The 26,855-nt window shown below is 38.8% G+C and carries 16 protein-coding genes; all 16 read right to left on the reverse strand.

Going from position 1 to position 26,855, the window contains the following annotated elements; translation table 11 throughout:
• Window positions 1-37 precede the first annotated feature (37 nt).
• On the reverse strand, window positions 38-268 hold the full coding sequence (locus tag ACUNWD_RS06800) for a T9SS type A sorting domain-containing protein (RefSeq protein ID WP_445587036.1): 231 nt from the start codon (window positions 266-268) through the stop codon (window positions 38-40).
• Entirely contained in the window at window positions 265-1,956 is a 1,692-nt protein-coding gene (locus ACUNWD_RS06805) for a discoidin domain-containing protein (protein WP_445587037.1), read from the reverse strand. Before ACUNWD_RS06805 ends, ACUNWD_RS06800 begins: the two co-directional genes overlap by 4 nt.
• A 17-nt stretch (window positions 1,957-1,973) precedes the next feature.
• Window positions 1,974-4,268: a GH92 family glycosyl hydrolase gene (locus tag ACUNWD_RS06810; protein ID WP_445587038.1), complete on the reverse strand. Its 2,295-nt coding sequence runs from the start codon at window positions 4,266-4,268 to the stop codon at window positions 1,974-1,976.
• Between the two features lie 34 nt (window positions 4,269-4,302).
• Entirely contained in the window at window positions 4,303-5,883 is a 1,581-nt protein-coding gene (locus ACUNWD_RS06815; RefSeq protein WP_445587039.1) for a sulfatase-like hydrolase/transferase, read from the reverse strand.
• An 18-nt stretch (window positions 5,884-5,901) separates the two neighbouring features.
• Window positions 5,902-8,235, reverse strand: a complete 2,334-nt coding sequence (locus tag ACUNWD_RS06820) for a GH92 family glycosyl hydrolase (RefSeq protein WP_445587040.1) — start codon at window positions 8,233-8,235, stop codon at window positions 5,902-5,904.
• A gap of 290 nt (window positions 8,236-8,525) precedes the next feature.
• Window positions 8,526-10,016 carry a RagB/SusD family nutrient uptake outer membrane protein gene (locus ACUNWD_RS06825; RefSeq protein WP_445587041.1) on the reverse strand — a complete coding sequence of 497 codons (1,491 nt, stop codon included), beginning with the start codon at window positions 10,014-10,016 and terminating at the stop codon, window positions 8,526-8,528.
• A gap of 18 nt (window positions 10,017-10,034) precedes the next feature.
• On the reverse strand, window positions 10,035-13,535 hold the full coding sequence (locus tag ACUNWD_RS06830; protein WP_445587042.1) for a TonB-dependent receptor: 3,501 nt from the start codon (window positions 13,533-13,535) through the stop codon (window positions 10,035-10,037).
• Between the two features lie 96 nt (window positions 13,536-13,631).
• Complete coding sequence (locus tag ACUNWD_RS06835; protein WP_445587043.1) at window positions 13,632-14,603, reverse strand: FecR family protein; 972 nt, start codon at window positions 14,601-14,603, stop codon at window positions 13,632-13,634.
• 69 nt (window positions 14,604-14,672) lie between these two features.
• Window positions 14,673-15,257, reverse strand: a complete 585-nt coding sequence (locus tag ACUNWD_RS06840; protein WP_445587044.1) for an RNA polymerase sigma-70 factor — start codon at window positions 15,255-15,257, stop codon at window positions 14,673-14,675.
• A 328-nt stretch (window positions 15,258-15,585) separates the two neighbouring features.
• On the reverse strand, window positions 15,586-15,906 hold the full coding sequence (locus tag ACUNWD_RS06845) for a hypothetical protein (protein WP_445587045.1): 321 nt from the start codon (window positions 15,904-15,906) through the stop codon (window positions 15,586-15,588).
• A gap of 162 nt (window positions 15,907-16,068) precedes the next feature.
• Window positions 16,069-17,664 carry a glycoside hydrolase family 43 protein gene (locus tag ACUNWD_RS06850; RefSeq protein WP_445587046.1) on the reverse strand — a complete coding sequence of 532 codons (1,596 nt, stop codon included), beginning with the start codon at window positions 17,662-17,664 and terminating at the stop codon, window positions 16,069-16,071.
• 289 nt (window positions 17,665-17,953) lie between these two features.
• On the reverse strand, window positions 17,954-19,792 hold the full coding sequence (locus tag ACUNWD_RS06855) for a hypothetical protein (protein ID WP_445587047.1): 1,839 nt from the start codon (window positions 19,790-19,792) through the stop codon (window positions 17,954-17,956).
• A gap of 80 nt (window positions 19,793-19,872) precedes the next feature.
• The gene (locus ACUNWD_RS06860; RefSeq protein WP_445587048.1) at window positions 19,873-21,015 is read right to left on the reverse strand and encodes a glycoside hydrolase family 43 protein; all 1,143 of its coding nucleotides are present in this window, start codon (window positions 21,013-21,015) and stop codon (window positions 19,873-19,875) included.
• Window positions 21,016-21,191: 176 nt separating this feature from the next.
• Window positions 21,192-23,390 (reverse strand): hypothetical protein, encoded by a 2,199-nt coding sequence (locus tag ACUNWD_RS06865; RefSeq protein ID WP_445587049.1) that lies wholly within the window; start codon window positions 23,388-23,390, stop codon window positions 21,192-21,194.
• Between the two features lie 12 nt (window positions 23,391-23,402).
• On the reverse strand, window positions 23,403-24,731 hold the full coding sequence (locus ACUNWD_RS06870; protein ID WP_445587050.1) for a family 43 glycosylhydrolase: 1,329 nt from the start codon (window positions 24,729-24,731) through the stop codon (window positions 23,403-23,405).
• A 57-nt stretch (window positions 24,732-24,788) separates the two neighbouring features.
• On the reverse strand, window positions 24,789-26,849 hold the full coding sequence (locus ACUNWD_RS06875; RefSeq protein ID WP_445587051.1) for a hypothetical protein: 2,061 nt from the start codon (window positions 26,847-26,849) through the stop codon (window positions 24,789-24,791).
• Between the last annotated feature and the right edge of the window lie 6 nt (window positions 26,850-26,855).

A 26,855-nucleotide genomic window follows, 5' to 3' on the forward strand; every position in this document is an offset into this window, starting at 1 on the left:
GCGAGCGTTTACGTCATTCTTTTTATACCGGTTAGAATCATATTTTTATAAATCTGTTCGTCAGGTAACAATCATTTTTTTCGAGCATAATTGTATAATAACCAGGATTTAAACTCGTGCAATCAATTCTTAAAGAACGACCTATTTTACCCTGATGAATTAAATTGCCCATGATATCAATGATCGTATACGAATTGTTCGATTCAGCATTCTCAATCGATAAATAATTTCTTACCGGACATGGAAAAATTTTAAGGATTCCATTCAATCGTTTTTTTTTACACCACTTCCAGTTAAAACAGCAGGATTCGTCCTTCCGTACAAATTGAAACTATAAATGTTGGCTTGTCCGGAACCATCCTGAGATGGTTTTGTAATATAAAGTCTCCAATACCGGGCAGATTGCTCATTTATTTTCCGCATGGTAACATCATCAGTATTTCCTATGACTTCATCCACCGTAATCCAGGTTTTATTATTATCACTTTTTTGCAACTTAAAGTCGCGGGTGTTAAGTAATGAAGCCCCCTCTTCCTTTGCGCCAGCATTAATTACCTGCCATTGACTAATATAAAGGTCCGTTCCCAGATCAATTGACACCCAATCATCTTCATCGCTATCCACGCTTTGCCATTTTGATACCTGAGATGCTTTCTTTGTGAAATTGAAAGCTGCCGAAGCCGGATTTCCAGAGGTAGAACTACTCGCCGATGTCGCATTGTGGTAATTTGAAACAATATATAATGGAGCATTTTGGGCTTTTTCATCCAGCTTAACCCGGAAAAAACGCCCCCTGTTTTTATCATTCGTTTTGATTGTTTTTTGCTCTTTATTTGCACAATACGAAACAAGTAATTCGCCCTCATCAGACAGGTGAGGATGGGCTTTGGCACCGTAATAATTAACGCTGTCGATTCCCATAGCTTCCATATCATCAAGAGGAGAATACAATGGAACTGCATCACTCCATGGCCCAACAGGGGAATCAGATACCCTGTATACAATAACCGGATCTGATAAACCTTTCATATAAATTAAAAGATACTTGTTTGCATAAATTCCGGTTTTTATTGGTGTAACACTAAACCTGTCGCTCATATCTCCAGCTAACTGTGCCTTTTCACTATTAAAAGCTGATTCAAAAGATTGTGTATTTGAATTTTGAACCCATTCATTTCCATTCCAGAATAGCCAGTCGCTGAAAGTAGATTTTGCAAAATTCTTTTTTTCAATACGGGCCACAATGAGTTGACGACCACTATTTGCCCTTCTAAATCCATATTGATAGATAAATCCATCTGGCGAAAAAGCTCCGCCTTCCAAGGTATTGTCCATTATGGCAGCGCCAAGCCTGATTTCAGTATTGTTATCAGAATAGAAGAAAGGAGTGGCTATTTTTTCATAATTCTGCAAATCAATCATATCATTGACAATAGGGATTTGCACACGGTTGATACCCGTATTGGTTCCACCTGTTTTTGCAAGCATGAACATGTAAATATTCCCGTCAACCGATAGTCCGTCCAAGGCCCACATTCTTTCACCAAAAATATTTGATTTGGTATAGTCACCTTTATCTCCCCATATGTATTGCATATCATTAAAAGTTGGCACAACACCTAGCGATTTCTCCGGTAAGACTGCAACCGAATGGTTCATCATCTTATCGCCTGTCACCACGTAACTTACCGGGTCGATTCCGAAACAAATATGCGAGTCACTAAAAAGCCAAAATGTTTTTGTGCTTGAAGATGATCCAATATTATCGTTTCCATTAAAGGGTATCGAGAATATTCCGTCCCCTGAATACCAGCCGCTGCCATTGGTTCTTTTAAACATGCCATCCCATTCATTGGCATCAATTACTTTTAACGGCATTTCTTTCGTTGGAAATTCCTGTGGGAAAGAATTGAGAAATGAAATCGCAACTAATATTATGATACAAATAAATTTCATAATGTAATGTTTGTAAACTAGTTAATACTATTGGGCTTAGGTCCCATTTCTAATTCGAGTACTCCTCCTGCAACGATTTCCTGGTGCGTGATCCAGTAGCGGTTTAAAGGTTTACCGTTCAGTTTCATAGACTGGATGTAAATGTTCTCAGCTGAATTGTTATCGGCGAGAACCGTAAATTTCGCACCTGAATAATAGTTTTGATCAAGGCTGATTTCAACCTTGTCGAAAACAGGACTGGTTATCTGGTATTTGTTATCCCCCGGACAAATAGGATGAATACCTGCAGCTGCCAAAACATACCAAGCCGACATTTGTCCCACGTCTTCATTTCCACAAAGGCCGAAAACATCCGTACCGTAAGCATCATTACAAATTTTCCGGGTCCATTTTTGGGTTAGCCATGGTTTCCCTATTTCATTGAAAATAAAAGGTACATGATGAACGGGTTCATTAGCGTGATTGTAATAATCGTTCCATCGAATGCTGTCTGGTGTATTTTCAAAGAATTCAGTGAGTTTCTCTGTAAAATATTCTTCTCCCATCAATTCGATCATTCCGGAGATGTCATGAGGAACAAACCAACCTTGCTGGAAAGGATTTGATTCTTTGCACCCCTGTCCGTGTGCTGTCTTTCCTTTCCATTTCATCCAGTTGTCTTTGTCAATCCTTGTCCGGAACCATTTTACTTCATCATTCCACACATTTTTATAGGCCTGTCCTTTCTGGTAGTATTCATCGGCAACATCTTTTTTACCTAGGCTTTCAGCAAAGCGTCCTGTACACCAGTCGGTGTAGGCATATTCCAGTGTTTTTGAAAGGCTTTCAGAAGTAAACCCCTGGCTTCCGTTGCTAAACGTATCTACCGAATTCTTACAGTATTGAAAGGCTTTTTCAATATCATAATTACGGATCCCTTTTTCATAGGCATCTACAATAACCGGAACAGCAGGGTTACCAAGCATACACCCTGAATAGGAATTTACAATTTCCCAGCGGGGCAAATATTTACGTCCACTTAAATCGGCCATTTGCAGGAGGGAGTTTATTTCATCGTTGACCATCTCTGGGTTAATAATGGTTTGCAGCGGAAACTGGGAACGGAATACATCCCAGCCACTGAAAATAGTACGGTATACAAATCTATCAGCCTGGTGTACCTTGTTATCAGCTCCAATGTAATTCCCGTTCAGGTCTGAATAGCAGCGGGGATCAATCATTGTGCGGTACATTGCCGTGTAAAACTTAATCTTATCGTCTTCGTTTTTACCTTCAACTTTTACATTTGCCATAGCGTCTGACCAAAGCTTACGGTTTTGGGCCACTACCTGATCAAAATCCCAGTCGGGGATATCATGTTCCAGGTTTTCTTTTGCCCCTTCAATACTTACAAATGATATCCCGCTTTTCAGGATCACCGGTTCCTTATCAGTCGTTTCAAATTCAGTGAAAAACCCAAGGTGTTCCCCTTTGGTTTCTTTTTGATCGTATATGACCTGAGCATTAGCTACCAAGGCCTGGTACTCTTCGGCGTTTACTTCATCTCTTTTTCTAACCCAGTCATCCGGTATGTCCGCACTCCATACACCATAGTTTTTCAACGGTTTGCTGAACTGGCACCAGAAATATACGGTATAATCCGCTTTGCCTTTGCCGTTTCCCCAACCACCACCTTCCGGTGGGCACTTCATCCATCCACAAATGGTGTTGTCATCAACAACCTTAACATACTGCTCGGTTGAAGTCCCTGCCACACGTCTTGCCAGATCGATCTGGATTCTTGAAAGTTTATTTTCGGGATATGTAAAACGGATAATCCCTGAACGGGGGGCTGCTGTAAGTTCAGTTCGAATGTTATAATCTGAAAGCGTCACGGCGTAATATCCGGCCTTGGCAATTTCCGAATCGTGTGAAAACCGTGAGCGGTATCCTTTTTCAGGTGCACTTTCATCCCCTTTTGCAGTTTTCAGTTCCCCGGTAGTCGGCATGACCAGAAAGTTTCCAAAGTCACCAAACCAGCCGATCCCACTCATGTGGGTAAAACTAAAACCTTCAATAGTGTTATTAAAATAGGAATACCCGTTCCCATTATCTTTTCCGGTATATGTATCGGGGCTTAACTGCACCAATCCAAAAGGAGTGGCTGCCCCGGGAAATGTGCGTCCGCATTCCCTGCCTTTGAGGTTTGAGCCAGCTGGGGCAAATGCTCCAATCATGGGATGGATATAATCCACAGGCTGTTTCTCCTCTTGCCCACATCCGGTCATTAGTAATAAGATATTTATCAATAATAAAAGTACTTTACTTTTCATCCTGCTATCAATTTTTTAATGATGGTTGTTTAATTTATTTTTTTTCATGACCAGGCACTTTTTGAATATGGCTTTTACCTTTTTCCCAATACTTATCGATAATCCATTGTGGTTGCCATACATCCAGAATCCGGTTTTCTTCTGAAAATCTCCCCGAATGATAATCAACTTCTACTGGCAATGGGTCTTCAACGGACAAAGGTTGTTTATCGCCTACTTTCCCTTGCCAATCTTTCATGAGGTTTGTTAATCGCTCGATAGTGTCTTTATAATACGGATCGGTAGCAAGGTTGGTGGTTTCATTCGGATCTGATTCTAAATCAAACAGAAGTGTATAGTTCCTTGGCGGATAAATGTGGAGCTTCCAGCGGCCATCGTTTACCGTGCGCATTAAACCTTGAAAAGGCAAAAACACAGATTCCCTTACCGATGGTTTTTCATCGTTCCATATTGGCGACAGGTCTTTTGAATCAACTCCTTCGGGAATATCCACATTTGCCACATTGCAGCAGGTTGCATACAAATCAAAGATATAAGTGAAAGAAGATATTCTTTTCCCATGGGGCACACCCGGTCCCCAAACAATCAATGGGCTCTTCATGCTTTGTTCATAAACATTCTGCTTTCCCATAAGTCCGTGGCTTCCCAATGCCAGCCCCTGATCAGCTGTATATATGACATAAGTATTGTCCGCAAACGGAGAATTTTTCAATGCATCCAGGATACGTCCCACCTGCTTGTCCAGGTAAGTTACAAGCCCGTAATACTCGCACAACTGGTCACTGATCATCGCTCTTGGTCTTGGCCATGGTGCCAGGCTTTCATCCCTTCCTTGCAGAAAACCATTATCGAAAGGGTGGAGCGTACGAAAGTTTTCTGGAAGTGGAGGGCGGTTCTCATAGTACATATTGCGGTACTCCTCACTCGGGTTGCGCGGATCGTGGGGGGAGCTAAAGGCTACATACAAAAAGAACGGGTCTTTTTGAGAAGCATTGTTTATGTAATTAATTGCTTCGTTGGCAAAAAGTTCAGTTGAAAAACTGGTGGATTCCATTCGTTCGTTGACTAATTGATCATCGGTGGTTAAATCACACACTTGCACTTCCGTGTGCTTGTTCATACCTCCCAGGAACACAGATTTGCCGGATTGAAAAGCCCGTTTCAGGGTTTCACTTTTATTGTGCCACTTACCGGTAATAAATGTTTGGTACCCCTTGTCTGCAAGAAGTTCAGGGAAAAAAGTGCAATTGTTCATTCCCCCTTCGGACTTCATATGTGTCCAATGCATACCAGTCATTAGCATGGCCCGGCTGGCAACACAAACAGCCCCTGTATAAGATCCTGCACAGTAATTATTTCTGAAATAGCACCCTTCGCTTGCCAACTTGTCAAGGTTAGGTGTTGATATATATGGGTTCCCACTTGCTCCAATAGCATCCTCTCGCTGGTCATCAGCAAAAAGAAATATAATGTTTGGCCTTCCCTTCTTTTTTGATAAAGAACTTGAAAGAGGATTTCCCTCTTCACTTTTTGTTTGGCTTTCATGCTTCAAATCTTTTGCATGAGAAGAAAAAGCAAAGGCAAAAACTACAAAAACAAAAAATATTTTTTTCATCTTAATATTATTAGATTATTATTCAATTCCCCAGGATTTATTTGGCTCAGGCCCCATCTCAAACTCCAGTGTCCCGCCCGATACAATTTCCTGGTGGCTTATCCAGCAGCGATCCAATGCTTTCCCATTTAACTTCGCCGACTGGATATAGATGTTCTCTTTTGAATTGTTATTTGCAATAACCGTGAATTTCTTACCACTGTAATAATTCTTGTCCAGTTTAATTTCCACTTTGTCAAAAACAGGGCTGGTAATCTGGTATACCCCATCTCCCTGGCAAATAGGATGAAACCCTATTGATGAAAGGATGTACCATGCGGACATTTGCCCAACATCTTCGTTTCCAACTAAACCAAGCACATCTGGGCCATAGGCTTTTTCACAAATTTTTCGGGTCCATTTCTGGGTTAGCCATGGCTTCCTAATTACATTGAATAAAAAAGGAACATGGTGAACCGGCTCATTGGCATGGTTGTAATAATTGTTCCACATAAAGTTATCCGGGACACTGTCGAAGAATGTAAGCAGTTCCTGTTCAAAATACTCAGGCCCCATTAAAGTCTGTAACCCCTTAATGTCATGAGGAACAAACCATCCCTGTTGGTAAGGGTTGCTTTCCTTGGATCCTTGTCCATGTTGCAATTTCCCTTTCCATTTCATCCATAATCCGTCTTCTTCACGTCCACGAAACCACCTCACATCCTCGTTCCAAATGTTTTTATAATTCTGTCCTTTCTCTTTATAGATTTTTGCATCTTCTTTTTTGCCCAACATTTCTGCCAGCTGCCCAACACACCAGTCAGTGTAAGCATATTCAAGAGTATGTGAGATGGAGGCTATTTTTCTGTTTTTTGAAGATTTTGAAGTGTAGCCTTTTTCCCCGTTACCAAATATCTCAACACTGTTCTTTGCATATTCATAGGCTTTCTCAATGTCATAATTTCGAATACCCTTTTGCCAGGCATCAACCAAAACAGGCACTGCCGGATTTCCCAGCATACAACCGGAATACGAGTTCATAATTTCCCACCGGGGAAAGTATTCCCGGCCACTGACTTCTGCCATTCGTACCAATGAGTTGATTTCGTCGTTGACCAGTTCCGGGTTGATGATAGTCATTAGAGGGAACTGGCTCCTAAATACGTCCCAGCCACTAAAGATGGTGCGGTATTGGAAATTGAGGTCTCCTAATTTGTGCACTTTCTTGTCGATGCCGATATAGTTCCCATCAACATCGTTTATTACCCTTGGGTCGATCGATGAATGATAAAGTGCAGTACTAAAAATTATTTTGTCCCTTTCTGTGCCACCTTCAATATGAATATTCTCCAAAGCTTTTGACCAGCTGTCAAACGCTTGCTTTTTGGTTTTATCGAAATTCCAATGGGGGATATCGTTTTCCAGATTTTTTTGTGCACCGTCCATGCTTACAAAAGAAATACCGCATTTTAAAAGGACTTCTTCTTTATCCCCAGTCTCAAAATCGATGAAAAATCCTAAATGCTCACCTTCTTTCGCTTTAATTCCTCTCTCAACCTTTGCTTTGGCAACAAGGTCCTGGTATTCCTTTCCAGCCACTTCTTTGCGCAACCGTGTCCAGTCATCAGGTATGTCCACACTCCAAATCCCTGAATTGGATAAGGGCTTAGAGAATTGACAATAGAAATAAATGACGTAGTCAACTTTTCCGGCACCATTTCCCCAGCCACCACCTTCTGGCGGGCATTTCATCCATCCACGGATGGTATGGTTGTCCACAACTTCAACAAATTGTTTTGTTGAGGTTCCACCAATTCTGCGGGAAAGGTCAATCTGTATCCGTGATTGTTTATTCTTAGGATATGTAAAACGGATGATCCCTGCTTTAGGCGCAGCAGCCAGTTCCGTCCTAATATTATAATCATCTAAAGTGACAGCGTAATAACCTGCTTTCGCCTCTTCTGTATCGTGGGAAAAACGGGATCGATAACCGGATTCAGGATTTTCATCATTCCCTTTTGAGGTTTTCAGTTCTCCAGTTGTTGGCATCACCAAAAAGTTTCCAAATTCGCCGAACCAGCCAATACCGCTCATATGGACAAAGCTAAATCCTTCAATAGTGTTATGGTGCCATGAATAACCCGGGCCGGTGTCATCACCCGTGCGAGTATCCGGGCTTAATTGTATCATGCCGAAAGGGGTCGTCGCACCGGGGAAGGTTTTTCCCAACCCATGGGTACTTCCTCCAATTTCATTGCTGGTACTGGCTCCAATAAATGGGTTAATGTAATCTGCAGGATTTTTCTTCTTTTCTTCACAAGTCCCATACTGGACTATGGTTACCAAAATTATGAGTAATAATAATTGTTTCATGATTGTTTGGTTCTGGTTACGGGTGCTGCTATTCAATTAAGATACATAAGCACTTAAATATCAATCACCTCTACTTTGATTTTGTCTAAAAAATCAAGCGAAAAGTTGTTTTCAATTTTGCGACGATCGTCACATCCGTTTAAAAAGTATGTTTAATAAATTTAAGATTGATACCATGTTAACAGAGTGTGCCAGTTTATTAATCTCAACTAATTTTTAGGTCTATAGTATTCCTATAGAAATTAAGAAGCACACTCAATTAACAGGTATCAAAATGTAGTTTTCTTCAGCTAGTTTATAGCTTCGTTTCTCGAGTACTCATCATATGGTATCGGCAAGAAAACGTCTGTTGGAACGCCAAAATTCTCATTGGATTTTGCCGCTTCTGCCGCTTCAATTTGCTCGGTAACAGTTTCAGTTCGCACTAGGTCGTACCACCGTGTACCTTCGCAATGTAACTCCAGGAATCTTTCTTTTAAAACAGCAGCCCTGAAACTATCCTGATCTAAATCGGCTAAATCAGGTACAACTCCATCTGCAACGTTACCATCAGAATCCATTCTTGCCCTTGCCCTGATTGTATTAACCCATTGGTAGGCATCTGCTGTAGGCCCGCTATTAATTTCATTTTCAGCTTCTGCCGCAATTAAATAAACTTCAGCAAAACGGATGACTTTGAAGTCCTGATCACTCACCTGGGTATTACGCTTTGAATCTATAAGGATTTCTTTATCAACCCATTTTAGGAACATTAGTTTCTTATTATTTTCTTTATAGATTGTTCCGTTAACAGTAATGTTTGTCCCTATAAAAGGTTCTCTAGCATCTCCAGTTTCAAACTGCTTCTTTAGATATGTTGATGGAGAATAGACAACAAGTTGATATACATCTTTATGCAACTTATTTCCTTCAAACTGAGTAGCAACACCAATTGTTGAACTGTATTGAACATCAAAAATATCTTCTTTGCCGTTATCATTAGGTATTTCAAAGGCATCCCCGTAGTAAGACCAAAGACCAAGTCCATAGGTGTCCCGATTGTCAATCAAGTCTTTAGCAAGATCTCGTGCCAGTTCGTATTTGTCAGTTTGTTTTAGCGGATATCCGGCCATGGTTAAATATACCTTTGCCAGAAGTGCTTTTGCTGCGGCCTGATCAGCTCGGCCAAGATCATTGCCTCCAAAATGTACAGGCAATGCATTCACTGCAAACTCAAGATCTTCAACAATAAAATCGTATACATCCTGAGGGCCGGATAAGGGGACATTAACATCCTCAATAGAACTGGTCGCATGTTTTTTTAGTGGAATTTCATTCCATAACCTAACCAGATGAAAATAACTTAATGCTCTTAAGAATTTTACTTCGCCAAGATACCTGTCCCTGACATCAAGATCAATTATCGATTCATCCATCTTTTCCCCGGCATCAACTACACTATTTGCCCTGTTAATAAGCAAATAACATCCTTCCCATGGTTTCTGAACAAACTTGTTATCTGCAGCCAGGTTAAATTCAGAGATTGCTCTTTCATTTTGTCTCGTACTGTGAGCTTCATCAGACAACAAAACAGTAAGGTTTAATAATTCCTTGTTATAATAGCCCGAACCTTTATCGCCCAATACATCATACACACCAGTAACTGCAATTTCCAGGTCTGTTGCGCTTTGGTAAAATGAATCAGCCGTTAAGGTAGAATATGGTGTAACATCAAGAATATCGTGACATCCAAACAGCAGTATGCCACTAATAAATAAGTATATGAATTTTATATTTTTCATGATATTGTATTTTTAAGATTAAAGGTCGAATCGTAATCCCAATATGAAATTTCTGTTTTTGGGATATCCAAAATGGTCATGCCCAAACCGCAATGCGCCATTTGAGTTTGCATCAACTTCAGGATCAAAACCTGAATAGTTTGTAATAACAAATAAATTACTTGCACTCAGGGAAACAACTGCGTTTTTAATTCCAATCTTTTTTAATGATGGAATTCCATAACTAAGTTTAATATTTTCAAGACGCAAGTATGAACCATCTTCTATCATACGAGTATCAGTATCTTCGCCCCTTGGGCCATGCGTAGTTAAACGCACCATGCGAAGAGTACCTTCCGGATTAGTTATCGGATCATATGCTTCCAGGGTTGTTGCCAATTGGTTGGAAACCATTTTTGACCATTCAATTTGAGCCTTGTTAACATTCATGATATCGTTGCCATAAGTCCCTGTGAAAAGAAATGACAATTCAAGGTTCTTGTACGAAAATGTATTTGAAATACTCCCGTAAAATTTAGGAAAGGCATTACCAAGAATAACTTTGTCAAAATCGTTTATAATACCATCAGGTTCTCCATCCGGGCCACTTATATCTTTTCTCAAATAATCTCCAAAATTGGTACCGCTGTAAGTTAATGTTACATCATCCGCAGGCCTAATTACTTCACCGCTTTCAGGATCAAGAACTTCCGGTTTCGCAATGCCATCAATAATATATCCCCAGAATTGTCCCAAAGGTTCACCTACTTCCAACAGTTGAGAGTTCAAAATGCTTAGGGTTGACATACCGGCTTGTACTGTTTGATTTCCACCAAGATCCAATACTTTATTGCTAGGAAGTGACAGGTTGAAACTTGATCTCCATTTAAAATTCGTCTTATTTATGTTGTAAGAAGATAAAGAAAGTTCAATACCTGTATTTTCAATAGTTCCTAAATTAACCCAGATTGTGTTAAATCCTGAACTGGTAGGAATCTGTTTTTTATAAAGTAAGTCTTCTGTGCGGTCATTATAATATTCTACTGTTCCATTCAAACGACCACCAAACAATCCAAAGTCCAATCCAAAGTTAAGTTGTTTTTTTATCTCCCATCTCAGGTCAGGGTTGTGCATCGCTCCCACATGCATACCAACATTCGCAGAACCGTATCCATCTCCGAAAGTATAAAAATCAGGGTTGTAGGTGGCTATGGTTGCATACTGGTTAATCTGGTCATTACCAGCAACTCCGTAACTGGCCCTTAGTTTTAGATTTGAAATATCGTTTACATCTTTCAAAAACGACTCTTCGGATATTCTCCATGCCAAAGAAGCTGATGGAAAGAAGGCCCAGCGGTTATCTGTAAGTTTAGAAGAACCATCATAACGCCCCGAAGCTGTAAGAAGATATTTCCCTTTATACGAGTAATTAGCACGAGAAAGGTAAGAAATCAATGCCCGGTCATATTTTTGGTTATCGGGTGCACTTGGAGTAAGACCTGTAATCAAGTTGTTCTCGCGGAAAACATCGCTAAAGAAGTTTGTAACTTGATTCTTCAACCAGTAGGTTTGGTATTTATTTATCTCATAAACACCCAACACATTTAAAGAATGCCCATCACCGATTTTTGGGTTATATTGGACTGATGTTATACTGGAAAACTTTTTGTTTTGGGCAATGCCAACCTTGGCAATACCATTGTTTAAATACCCATTTCTGGTTTCACGAGGGGAGTAAAGGCTTGTTCGACTATTTGAAAAATCATAGCCTGCAAGTTCTTTAATGGTCAAATTCTTTATAGGTTTGTATTGGAAATAAATATTACCATTTAAGCGTTGTCTCTCTTCTACATTAGTAACTTTATAAATCAATGAAAAAGGGTTATCTACATTAACATTTTCCGGGTCACCCAGAAATTCTCCACTTTCATCATATGAGTCCCCTTTTACCGGACTGTATCTAAGAGCTGAGTAAATAACACTTGCAGCAGGTTGGTTCATGCTTTCTCCCTCAGTGCGAACTACATCTGCATTTACATAGCTAAAGCTTAGGTTTTGTCCTATTTCAATTTTCTTATTTACTTTTTTGCTTAGGTTTAGCCGTAATGAAGTCCTTTCATATTTTGAATTGCGGATGACCCCATTATTTATCGTGTTTCCAACTGAGAAATAATACACTGTTCCATTTTCACCACCGGATAAAGAAACATTTGCGTTTTGAAACATGGATGTCCTGAAGATTTCATCCTGCCAGTTTACTGTTTGTGCAGAATCGATGTATCCCTCGCTAACGAATCTGCTCGGATAATCTTCTAATACGGCTAAAGTATCTCCATCGTAGTCATTTAACAATGCTTTGTTCACCATTGTCAAATATTCCTGAGCATTCATTACATCCAGTTTTTTTGTTACTTGCTGAATACCGGAAGAAATGTTTACAGAAATCTTGGCTTTTCCTTCCTGACCTCTTTTTGTTGTTACTAACACAACTCCATTCGAACCCCTTGATCCGTATATCGCAGTAGCAGATGCATCTTTCAAAATGTCAATAGACTCAATATCATCAGGATTTATTGAAGCTAAAGGGTCGATACCTGGACCATCGCCAACCGATACATCTTCACCAGTGTTGTCAATTGCAACTCCATCAATTACATAAAGTGGTTGAGAGCTGGCATTAATTGAAGAAATACCGCGAATACGAATGTTAACGCCTCCACCTGGCTGTGAAGAAGATGAAGTAACCTGAACACCTGCAGCTAAGCCTTGCAAGCCTTCGGCCATACTTGTTTTTACTGAGTTCTCAAATAAATCGTTGTTAACCCGTGTTACTGCACCAGTAAGGTCAGCTTTCCTTTGGGTTCCATATCCAATAGCTACAACTTCTTCAATTCCTATAGCGTCCTCCTCAAGAGTAACATCTAAAACTGATTTACCTTCCACGGGAACTTCTTGAGTGCTCATCCCAACAAATGAAAAAATCAGAATTGAATTCGAGGAAATATTAGGCAGTGTATAATTTCCATCTCCGTCAGTAATAGTGCCTTTTACTGTACCTTTAACAACGACAGTAACTCCGGGAAGAGGAACTCCTGCGGCATCTTTCACTTTACCAGTTACTACTATTTCAGATGGAAGTTGGTACCAAGAACTAGTACCATTGTTTACATTTTCATTATCAGTATAGATAACTACTTGTCGGTCACTTATTACAAACCTGGTATTTGTATTCTTAAAAAGCGTATTTAAAACTTCATCGATATTTTTTTGATCGATATCAAGAGATACTTTACGCTGTACATCAACCTTTTTATCGTTGTACATGAAGAAATACTCAGTTTGGTCTTCAATTTTTCGCAGCACATCTTTTACGGTAGTATTTTCTACTTTCAAATCCATTTTTGCCGACTGCGAATAAACGCTTGCATTTACGCTTATAAAAGTGATTAGCAAGAGTAAGCTCGTTAGTTTCATAATACGAATAAAATGCGACGGAACATAACATCTCCAGTCATAGTTACACATCAATTTTTTTTTCATAAGTTTGCATTACTAAGTTAAAAATTGCCCTTATAAGGGTTATTTGAAGAGGTAAAGTGTTGCGAGCACTTTTCCTCTTTTTTTATTTTACATTATTCATCGTGGATATACATAAACTGTATCATTTTCAATTTTATATTTCATGGGTGTGGTAATTGACAGTAGTTGGAATAGTTCTCTCAAACTTTCCGTTTTGATGGTCAGCGTATAATTACCAGATACTTTTAATTGGTCATCTACAATGATTTTCACCCCATACCATCTTTCCATTTTCTTCACAACTTCATAAAAGGGGGTCTCGTCAAATCGAAGAATCTCTTCTTTCCAGGAAGTATATAGTTTTGTATCAACCTGGTTTATTTGCATGTCCCCACTTCGACTATCTACAAGGCTTTGGTAGCCCGGAGACAATGACGCAATCTTGTTTGTCAATTTATTTAATACCTGCACACTACCTTCCTCCAGGGTCACCATAATATCATCATCCTCTTCATAGGCACAGATATCAAAACTTGTTCCAGTAACTATTACGTTAGTGTGTTTTGTATTAACTGTAAACGGATGTTTTTTATCCTTTTTCACCTCTAGGTATGCCTCACCTTTCAGGTACAGGGTTCTGTCGTTATTGAATCCATTTCCATACTTCAACACTGACTTACTATTCAGATAACCTTTTGATCCATCTGGTAACGTAAATTGAACCCGTGAGCCTTTCGGTGCCCTAATCTCTGCAAAAGATTGGTTTGAAACCATTTGTTGAGAGTAAAAGTATATCCCAGCAAGAAGTATTGGAATCAGAAAAACAGCAGCCACACGAGTGTAAATAGACAATATTCTTTTCGTTACAGAATTATCTTTTCGTGTTGTATTTATTTTAAAGTGAATGTCATTTAGAACATGCTGCAATTCAACTTGGGTTCGTTTAGTTTTTTGCCACTGATCCCTGGCAATTTCTTCCAACTCATTTTCATTTTCTTTTTTATAAAAAGAAGCCGAAATGAAATCTTCATCCTTGTTTGAAGGATCACTAAAATATTTTCTTATCCTATCTTTCTCGAAATTTTCCATTGCTACAGAAAAGGTATTTGTAATGTATATCCACAATTCAGGATTTACACCTAGTATGGGGATAATATTTTATTGAATAAATAGACAGAAGTAAAGTAGCAATGCCAGGTTCTCATCTTTTAATTGTTCCCGGAGGAACTTAAGAGCCTGACTAAGGTGGTTTTCCACCGTGCTTTGACTTATTTCCATTTCCTTGGAAATATCCTTAGCATTTTTCCCCTCGAAACGACTTTTAATAAAAACTGTTCGCCGTTTTGGAGGCATTTTATCAACGTAAGTATCGATCAGTTCTTTTAGGGATGAGTAATTTACATCTTCTTCAACTATACGTTCGTCCTCACTTAATGGTGAAAGCTCAAAATACCTGTTTAGCAAGGCTTTAGATCGAAAATATTTTTTTATGTAATTGAAAGCTATTGAGAAAAGATATGAACTGAACTGGTATTCTTCTTTTATGTCATTTCTTTTTTCCCAAATTTTAAAGAAAACCTCCTGGACCAACTCTTCCGACTCTTCTTTAGATTTTAAGTAACCATATGCAAAATGATACAGCTTAGAGCTATACTCATAAAAAAAATCGTTGAAAGCATTTATGTCACCCTTTTTAAGCTTTCGAACCAATTCCTTCTGATTATTTACATTGATTGATTGCACCTACAAGCATTATTTCATACAAAAATATAAACTTGAATAAGAAATGAGCTATTTTACACCAAGAAGTGCTTTTTGAAGGTTGTTGCATTTTTCATTATGAAGCTCCAGTATGTTTGTACTAGCCAAAAAAGAAAAACTGGTTGAACAAAGTAATTATTCAACAAAAGAACAGCTTTTCCAAAAACAAAGCATCCTGAATCAGAAATAATTAATACTTCATTAAATTGGAGCATAACTTGATAAAAAAATGAATGACATTGGGAAATCAAGGATTGGCAGTAAAACTCTAGATATCAACATATATTTTACAATAATTTAAATTACTGAATTATTTCAACACAAAAGCAGCCACCCCTTTCTTATTCATCTGCTTCGCTATTTTGTGGCCCTCGTAACTGGCACAAACTGCCTGATACCCTCCACCGGGACAAATTACAACAGCAGTTTTCCCGTTGTTTTCATCCTGTGGTAAATAAATGGTAAGATCCGGTTTTGAAACAGCAAAAAATATCCCGTTTTCATCGTATTCTTTGTTTTCATATTCTTTTTCTCCCGGAATTGAGCGCTCGTAAAGAGGAATGACCTTTTGCGCTCCGGCAGAAAAAAAGAGTAACAACACGAAGAAAAACAAAAGTCCAAATATTTTCATAGTGTATATCTCCTATTTATTTACCAGACCGTTTTGTTCTTAAGATAATAACTATTCGTGCTCTTTCCCGATTCTTCTTCATTTTATGAGAAAGCCAGTATCCGAAAATTACACCTTGATATTGATAAAGTCCCATTGGTAATGTATTTGCTGTCAGAATTTCTAATCGTTAAATCGAATTTCCCGCATATTACTATCAAACCAGTCAAAATCAGCCGGATTCTTGCATTTCTCTCCATTTCCAGAAGCATATAATCCTAAAAAGATGCCTCCAAAGGAACGAGCAACGTCTGTCGAAACTAAATTTGTTAATCCGCTTCCAAGTTTTTCCCATTGATTGCCATCATCAGAAAACCAAAATACATATCTATCCGGATTAAAGACCACTTTAAGCAATATGCTTGAACTGTCAACGACAATTCCGTCGGATTCTTCGACCATATCTCCAACTATTTTACGCATGCAAACCACGTTTTTATCATTCCTGAGTGTTGAAAATACCAAATACTTACATTCAGGACTTTGGTATACAGCAACTCCAGCTTCTTCATTATCAGCTGTAGGTTCAAACTCCATGCTGGTGACAATTTCACCGGCCAACTCAGTTTGTCTGATCCCTACAAATGCAACTTGTTGGCTCTGCATTAATGGTTCCTTGGTGCCTAACAACCTTAAATACCCTGGTCGCTCACTAAGTGAATACAACTTTTCGAATGGATACGCCATCAGATTCCATTTCAAAGCCAGTCTCGAAGAATCAAATTCTTCGCGCACTGGCTCCTCTGGCCAAAGGTATACTGGTAAAGTTTTTGTATGTACTTCGAGTTTGGTTAGTGCAGCCTCTTCTACATATGGCCATCCATCTTTCCACTCAACCGGCATTAGAAATGTTTCGCGTCCAATCACTGAAAAATCCATATATCCAGCTTTTCTCTGCCCCAAACAGACCGCCCAGGAATTTCCCAGATGATCGTCAATGAAATCAGCATGCCCCAGAGCAGCGGTATGATGCCACCATCCGTTATGCTGCGAAATTACAGGATTATGTGGACATTTTTCAAAGGGTCCCCAAGGGTTCTTGCTACGGGCTATAGATTGCATATGTAAATAACGAGAACCGCCTTCACCCATGGTCAAATAGTACCAACCATCCCGTTTAAAAAGATGAGGGCCTTCGGTATCGTCTCCAACCAGACCTTTAGATATACTTTTTAAAGGAGTTAATAACTTACCGGTTTTTATATCGATCTCAGCTTGAACGATATCCTTATCGGCAAATTCGCCTCTACGAGTATAGTATACTCTCCCGTCGTCATCAAAAAACAAACTGGGGTCAAAAACCGGACGATCAACCAAAACCGGATCACTCCACGGCCCTTCCGGATTAGATGCTGTAATATAAAAATTACCGCCTCCCGATACATCTGTCGTAATCATATAAAAAATGCCATTATGATATCTTAATGTACCTGCATAAATCTCAGGTCTATTGTTGTTCTTATCAAGAAGATAGTGTTCAGGCCGTGTTAAACAATGTCCTATCATTTTCCAATGAACTAAATCCCTGCTGTGGTATATAGGGATTCCAGGATAGATATACGAAGTACTTGAAATAGCATAATAATCTTCACCAACCCGACAGATACTTGGATCAGGATTAAACCCTCGAATTACAGGATTCGTGTACGTATCAACCTGAGCATACACCATGCTTCTAAAAACCAAGAATATCATTATTAATGATAGCTTTCTCTTCATAATTACATAATTTAATTTTTACTATTAAAAATCTAAATTTTCATCTATTGCTAGATTGATCCAATTTGTGCTCCTATCTGTTTAAGCAAGAAAAACCTCCTCGATTATTTAGGAATATTGAGACATCCCAAATCAACAAAAAACAATTTCAGATTCACCGCTTAGTTAATTAGTGAAAGTGCATTATTTTCTCACTTAAACTTCTTTTATCAAGGATACCAACTGATTTAAATCATTCCATATTCAATACCAAAAATGAAAGAATAGAGAACAAAATTAGTTGCACTAGCTACTTTGATTTATAGTAATAATTATACCTTCTCTCTGGTGCAGAATCTCCATTTACAAAGAATTCGTGTATATCGTCGATTTCTTGAATATTATCTATCCAATGAAAATATAAATCTGGTTCGTCATTTTGTTTAATTAAAGACAATGGTATTGCTACTTCCAGTTCATTTCCTGCATAGGAATAGTTACAATCTGCAATTTTTTTCCAACTATTATTTTCTCTCTTGTGCAAGGATGTTTTCGTGGATGATTCTGAATCTAAATTTATTACGTAATCATATCCCTCCCAACCAGTACTTTTATCTCTATCTGAATCAATATAAAGTAACATCCAGTTCTTGTCTTCATATGAAGTGAGTTGATTAGCAGTTTTAACATAAAAATAGACAAACTCACTATCATAAGTCACCCTGCTTTCAATAATATCATTTCTTCCTGTATTATTTGAATAATAAATGTGAGAAAATACCGATTGTGCCCCCCTTGATTTTGTATCATTTTTAAAATCTTGGAAAATAGGACTAACATCTGACCATTCGTCAAATAATCCATCAATACTAACCTTTTTCGGTTCTGAAACTTCCGGCATTGGCTTCATCCCTTTGTAAAGACGGATGTTAGCTGCCATCTGATAAAAATAGTTATCTGTATATCCACCCAATTGTGGTTCAAGGTCACGATTAAACTCTTCGTTAAATTCATCTACAAAATACGACTCACCTTCCTTCAGTATCCGATTTTGCATCGGAAAGTTGGCTGCTGCCAATTCGGGACTACAGTACCATGCACCAGCTTTCCACTCATTCCAACCGGTAATACAAAGTATCTTTGCTCCGATTCGATGTGCTTCGTTCCATTGCTCCTCAAAGAATAGTCCCTTTCCTGTATCTTCAGTCAGCCAGTACTGATTATAGGTTGGCGTATGTGACGTAGTCGAACTTTTTGATCCATATTGAGGGACATCCCAAATTGGTCCGCCAAACGAGGGAGCTACGACTATTTGTTCCAATCTACCATTCCAAAAAGCAGGACTCATTGGCACCTGATCAAAAAAGCGCCATTTACCTTCGTTTTCTGAGTTCGCTTCAAAAGTTGCCCACATCGCACGCCATGTAAAGGAATTATTTATCTGCCAATTCGTTTTATGTTTTTCAGGAGAAAGAACCAATGGTTTTCCCTCATAATAGAACATATGTTTTCGGTATTCAGGATTCAGATAAAAATCAGTATAGAATTCTTCGATTTTGGGTTGTGGATCGTGATTGAAAAAAGGAACAATCTTCGGTAAATTATATCCATCTGCTTCCATTTCCTTCATTACTTTTAGGAAAGATCTTAATTCTGGATTATTTATAATCGCATTGGTAAAATCCAGATATAAAAAATCGATTCCGACCAAACTGAAAAGAGCAAGGTGTTTTCGCATCACAAATTCATCCAACGAAGAATAATATCCAAGTTCCGGTTCAGCCCAATAGTAATCAGCGAAAAGCCATTGTGTACGAGTCGGGTTTTTCTGAAGCTCCTCAGTAACGTTAAAATCTTCTGAACGATCATACCGAATAGGTGTATGCCAGAGCCAATAAAAGAGTCCAATAAAACGATCTTTCTTCTCGTCTCCTACTTCTTCAAAGCTTGGAAGACTTCGGCCCAGATCATCAGTAGCAACCAAAAAATCGCCCATAGCAGATACAGGGCCACCTTCCTCATCCAATGGTGGATCAACTTCTGTGTTAGGATCCGGACCAGGTTTTTCTTCAATTACAACCTCATTTTTACAAGAAATGCCATTGGCTGCTATACATAAAGCTATTGCAATAAAAAATAGTCTTTTCATTCTAATGTGTTTTATAATTATTTCTTAAAACCATATAGAGTTATCGCTTTTAAGAATGGTTTCTAACATGATTATTTTTACTAATTTTCTATTAGTATTCGCTTAATCCCAAGTGTTGGCCCCTTTACCTCACGCGAACCATCGAAAACCACTATCTTTCCGGCCCTGAACTCAATCGGATCAAAAGCCATTTCAACATGGTTTTCCAAGTAACCTCCGGTGAACGGTTGTGCAAAAACGTGAGCCACAATCCAATCACGTCCATCGGGGCCTGAGAACACTGTATTGTGCCCGGATTCTACAAAATCATTCTCATAATAACCCGATTCATACGTTGTTCCAGTTCGCGCACAAGCTGCTTCGTTCATCGAACCATAGATTGGATCGGAATTCATTGTCCACGGACCTTTTATATTAGTGGCAGTAGCATAACCAATTTCGTAGCCTCGTGCCCATGTTGAGAAAAAGAGGTAGTAAATCCCATCTCTCAACATTACATAGGGGCCCTCAAAACCCGTTGCAGAAGCGCTTGTCCATTCTCCCTGATCAGAGGTTGGCTTCACACATTCAAAAACATCTCCAATAATTTTTCCTGTCATAAGATCAATCTCAAAGCCTGTTATCCCTGAAATAAACATATATGTTTTTCCATCTGTGTCCTTGAAAATATGAGCGTCATTACCAACAATAATTGATTTATCAACGCTAATAGGAGTATAGGGGCCTTCGATTTGATCGGCGACGAACAAAGCAACTTCCTGGAGTTGTCCACCAGGTCCATTCTGACTACAATTTACAGTGTAATAATACTTATCATTATCGACAAACATTTCCGGTGCCCAGAAATAATATTTCCACCATTCCAAACCATTTGCCTCAGGTCGCGTTACTGGATTGCAAACCAATCGCCATGTTTTCAAATCTTCAGAAGCATAAATTGCTGTTCCATTAACCACCCCCCATTCTTCGAAATGCGGCCATCTTGTGCCTGTCAAATAATATGTATCCCCTTCTTTTATTATACATGGATCACGAAACATATTTCCGTCATCAATGGAGTTATAAAGTTGCGGATTGGAATATTCAAAATAATCCTGATTTGCTTTTTCTTCTGTCTCCGTCTCAGATTCCGGTTTTACTATCGATTCCGGATTAGATTTACATGACATATCAAAAGAGACAAGAAATGTAAATAAAACGATTAATATTTTGTTATTGCTCATATTGATTGTTGTTACTGCTATGCTTCTGTTGAATCATTTCAGCATACCGTCTTGATCTAGTTTTTATTATTTCGAACGATTCTAACTTCGTCGGCTAATTACAAACTGTTTTTATTTTTCCATCAGCCTGCTTTCTATGTTCGATCGCAATTATCCCATGAGACGTAGGAAATTTACTAATCGAGCACAACCTCTGTAAATGACCATGCAGGCGATTTCACTTCAACTAATCCTTTCTTCATTTGTATTTTACGACTTTCAACAAACTCTTCGATTGTTTTTGGACTCTCAAGCGTATTCATAACCAGCCTATTTTCGCCAAGTAAACGAGTGGTGTTTGCATTCTTAAAAACTACTTTCAGATTTGAAATATCGAAGGTTGCTGTTGTATTCTCTGCAGTACGATTGCATACATACAATACCATCTTTTCGCGCTTTCTATCCCAAGCTGCCTGAACCTGAAAATCTTCCACCATCTTTGGCTGATAATTTTCTATTTCAACTACCCAAGCGGCCTTACTCTTTGACAGAAATTGAAGTGCTTTTCCCGATGCAGTTAAGTAGGCTCCGTCCTTTGGCGTATCCATAGCACATTGACTATGTGTGTTTGCCAGGTTATTGAAATTTACGAATAACATATCATCTCCTAACCGTTGAAAAGACATGAAATTCTTTAAAAGATTTAATGCATAATACCATTTGCTAAAAGCAAAAGACTTAGTTGATCCACCTTCACGCTCCGCCAAATTATATGCATCGCGTTTAACATCAGTATTATAAGCCAGCCATTCGGTATCGCAATATTTTATAGCTGTACCATTTGCTTCATTGTATTTGCGCAATTTATTTAACATCATTTCAGAGATGCCTTCAGCATCTCCACGGTCAGCTAAAAAATCGATATAGGGTCCAGCAATAGTCAACATATCTTCTAATTTTTCATGATAATCGTACCCTGATCTTTCACCATAAGCGCTTAATCCAATTTTAATGTTTGGATCAATTTCTTTCATTGCTTTCGAATAAACTACTGCAGCCCATGCATAATCTTCAGCTTCAAACCAACGAAGGACTTCATTATCCAATTCCCAATACTTAACCCCAAAAGGTTCTTGATATCCATGCTCTGCACGCAAGTCAGCCATGGGATGCTCCCCTACTTTTAAATTACAATAAGCAACCCAGTCAGCTGCAGATTTGGCACCTTGGGATAAACTCATAAACTCTGGGAAATCACCATCAATAGGACTTTGCCATTCAGGAAAATCAACTTCATATCTTCTTTTTGATGGGTGATATACATTGACGCACATCTGCATTTGGGCACCTGCAGCTTTACACAACATAGCATACTCTGCAGTTCCAACATCATTATAATTCTGACCGCCCCAAAAGTAGGACGGCTTTGGTTTACGATCGGAATATGGACCAATTCCATCACGCCAATCATAAAATGAAGCAAAACATCCCCCAGGAAACCTAACAATTGAAGGATTTAACTCTTTGAACACATCAACCACCTCTTGCCGCCAACCATAATATGAATCTCTTGGCTTCATCGAAAAGTCATCTACAACGATAGAAGACTGAGCTGGGATCCATAGACTAAATGTCGCATAACCATCATATGATGGATTTGGGATCTTCATCCTAATTTCATCAAAATCTTCACTTTTGATTTCAAAAGGAATTGAAATAAAAGGGTTATCCCATTTACCTTGCGGATACATTCGAATTTCGGCTTTTATTGGTCCATCCAGTGATTTTATCATCCCCCGAAATTCATAATCAACACCTTTTCGCATAAATTTTCCTTCTTGCGCCAATGCTCCCATCCTGCTTTTCTCATTATTAATGACTTTCAAACACTGAACACCATGACCAGAGCCTCCATTAACTTCCTGAAGCCTGATATTGCGTTGGGATGTTTGATGAATGATAAATGAGGAGGAATCCTCAATTATATATGGCTGGCCAGGATCACCTGGTGCTGCAAACCATGCGTTATGGTCATAACCGCTATGATACCAATCGAACTTGCTCCAATCTGTTTCATAACCTTTTGAAAGATCTTTTTCATCATAATACAGATCGTACCATAACTTGTTAATCACCCGGTATGTTTCAAAAGGCTCAAAACTGCGATTGAAGAACATCTCGCTCCACATAGGTTCTACCTGGATACCGTAGCCAAGTTCTATAAAATTGCCATAAAGTAGCGGGTTTATTGGTTCTTTAGCTATTTCGTTGGTTGTTAACTTATATATCTGTTTCTCTTTGAAATTTTGTTTCCCAATAGCAGCAAAACATAATACTATTAAATATGCCGTAATAAAACTTCGTAAATTATTTGTTCCCATTGTAGTGAGTTTCATCGCATTTATTGTTTATTTAAATTGAAAACTATCTACATGAAAGATATCTTCTCCTTCGCCTCTAAATCGAAGCCAGACAGCTCTTGTTCCAGTTACCGGGATAATATCACATGAAAAAGTATTCCATTTTTTTAAATCGCCACCACCTGGTATTTCAATCGATCCGATTGACGGTCCCCAAATATTATCAACACCAATATCAATTTTTCCTGGTTTTTCTCCCGGAGCAACGCGAATGTCAACTCGACTAACATCCTTGTCAAAATTGATATACTTGTATCCTGCATTGTCTCCGTTTTGAATTCCACCAAGCTCTTCTTCATTCGGTGAATATGCCTGAATCCGAACATTTCCGTTCATCAAGCATGCACGTTCTGCACCAATCTCTTTTAGAGGATCCAATGGACCTGCTGCCCCTTGCGAAGTCATTTCCACTTCAGTAATACTACCATCTTCATTAAAAAAAATGGGCTCAATACATGCTTTTCGCATGGTATAACTACCATGGGTGGAACGGTGGTAAAAAATATACCACTGATCTTTAAATTCAACTAAAGAACCATGATTATTCCAGTTTCCCGGGTCACAATGATCGTTGTCGATAATCACGCCTCCATATTGATAAGGTCCCATTGGAGAATTACTTGTAGCATAACCAATACAGGTTGGTTTCCCTGCTCTTCCCATATGTGCATACACCAAGTAATAAATTCCTTTGCGTTTGGTAAGAAATGCCCCCTCATGAAAAAAATGATCTTTTTCGGTAATAACGTTTTCTATTACTGAGGTTAGATCTACTTCTTTCATATTTGGTTTAAGTTTAGCAATCTTTAACTGGAATTGCCCCCAAACATAATAAGCCTGTCCATCGTCATCAACAAAAACCGCAGGGTCGATTTGCCGATGTTCTCCCAGTTCAATGTTTGTACCGTTAACAAATGGGCCAGTAGGAGAATTTGACACCGCTACCCCTTCAGTTAAGGTATTATTGGCTAGACAGTAGTAGAGATAATACACCCCATCCTTATACCAGCAATCAGGTGCAAACAATAAGTCATCACTATACGGTATTACATCATCTTCTCCTTTTGAAGATATGCGATTTGGATAGATCTCCCAATCCATCATATTATCAGAACTGAGGACGTCATATCTCCATGAACAGTAATAATCTGGATTTTCATCGCGAGAACCATACAAATAAACTTTACCATCATCCCATACCCGGGCAGTAGGATCTGCAACATAAATGCCTGGAGGCACAATTGGATTTTGGGCGATAATATTTCCAGATCCTACAATCAGTAAAAAACATAAAGCAAAAAATTTCAACTTCATCATTATTCAATTTTTTAATACGTCTCTTTCTATCAAAACCGTATTCTCAAATCCCGAAGGTTAATTACTCCAAATCATTCTATAGTTAAATCTTCGGTTAGGAGCTGCATCTCCGTGTGTGCAAAATGAAATTGGGTCTTTCAATTCGGTTGGATTGTCTGTCCATTTAAAATCAAAAGTGAACTTATTGTCAATCAAACTTAAAAGTTCACGAGGAACAGATATTTCAAGCTGATTACCGGATACTTTGTATTGCAGATCAGATACTTCTTTCCACTTACCTTCGTTTTGAGAAGCTTCGTAACGCATCAAAGTCGTGGTTTCTTCATCTTTCACGTTTTTGTTAATCAGAAAATCGTATCCATACCAACCTGTTTCTGGATTTTTATCGGCATCAATCAATAACAACATCCAGTTAGTATCACTCGAATTGCTCAATTCATTGCTGGTTTCGGCATAAAAAGAAACCTCCTCTTTATCGACTGCAACTTTCGCAGTTATAATATCATTCCTACCTGTATTATTCACATAATGAATACCAGCATAGCCTAATGCATCGCGGTGAAAAGTATCATTTTGAGTATCACGAAATTCATTCTTCACCTTATCCCAATCCGAAAAATTTCCATCGATTTCTATCGAAGCAAAGCCTTCTTGTTTTGGTATCGGCCGAACTCCTTTAAAACGACGAATGTTTTGCGCCATTTGCATATAGTAATTATCGGTATAACCACCTTTCATCGGGCTCACTGTGCGGTTAAATTCCGAATTGTACTGATCAACAAAAAAGAATGGATTGTCGCGCCCCAACCAAGGTGTTGTTCCCCCTCCATCAGGCTGGTATTTACCTGCTGTCCATTCGTTCCAATCGTTTATATACAAAAACTGAGGATCGGCCTCCAATGCCTCTTCCCAGCGCTCCTGAAAATAAATACCGTATTCAACCGGGTTTTTCATTGTTTTACCTAACCATGGAACATACGCTGAATCAGGTAAGTCGTATTCATCCAAATTAGGTTCGCCGTCTCGCAGTGACCAGGATTTACCAACTCCCATATTTTCCTCTGTCATAGTAACCGGATGCTGTGCTGGGGTAACCGCTGCTTCTTCAAATTGTCCGTTGTGCGTAGAAAGTAATTCTTTGGGCGATAAGGCCTGAATCTTTTTATCAGCCATGCTGTAACCAAAACTCCAGTTGTCTTCAGTCCCTACAAATCGCTTTCCTCCCCATTCATAATATCCCCACCACATAGTACGCAGGGTGAAAAACTCTTTTACTTCTTTTGTGTAATCCTGATAAAACTCTTCCGAATAATCTGAGTCACCAAAATGAGGACTGTCCTTATCGGTTTCAGCAGCCACATCGTAGTGTGGATTTGGATTTTTTACTCCACCTCCATTAGCATCCAACGAAGGTTCTCCATTGTACAACAGTAAAGGTTTCTCATCCCAGTAAAACCATAAATCCTTATATTTTCCCTCTTTGTAAATACGGTCGTATAAATCCTGTACCACTGTGATTACTGGTCCGTTAAAAGCCCAAAAGATGAATTTTGGCACCTTGTTTCCTTCTGACTTCATCAATTGCATAGTCTGGAATATTACCTCCCATTCATCCCAATACCTAACAGCATTGGTAACATCCATTACCAAAACATCCACCCCGGCATCGGAAAGCATTGACATATCTTTTCGAATCACATACTCATCCTGACTCAGAAAATACCCCATTTCAGGTTCTCCCCAATGATACGAATGAGTGTACCATAGCTTATTATTAGCATCTAGCCTGGCACTTTTATCTTCTTGAAGGATTTTAGTTACATCTGCCAGGTAAGGTTGTTTCATTTGAATTTTATCCTGCGTGTGCCATGTAACATAAAATATCCCCACAACACGCCGTTGATCATTTTTCACTTGACCAACCTCTTCATAAGCTGGCATTGGTCTTCCCAATGCATCATTTGCCACCCACGTATCAGGGTAAATGTCCCGGCAATACGTTTCTTTATCTCCAAAAGGAGAAAAATCATCAACTTTTTCCCGAGTTTGGCAAGAATTTACAAACACAGCCAGCGTCACCAAAAAAAATAACATGACATGACTACTAAATACTTTCATTTTACA

This window comes from Sunxiuqinia sp. A32 (genome assembly GCF_052690465.1).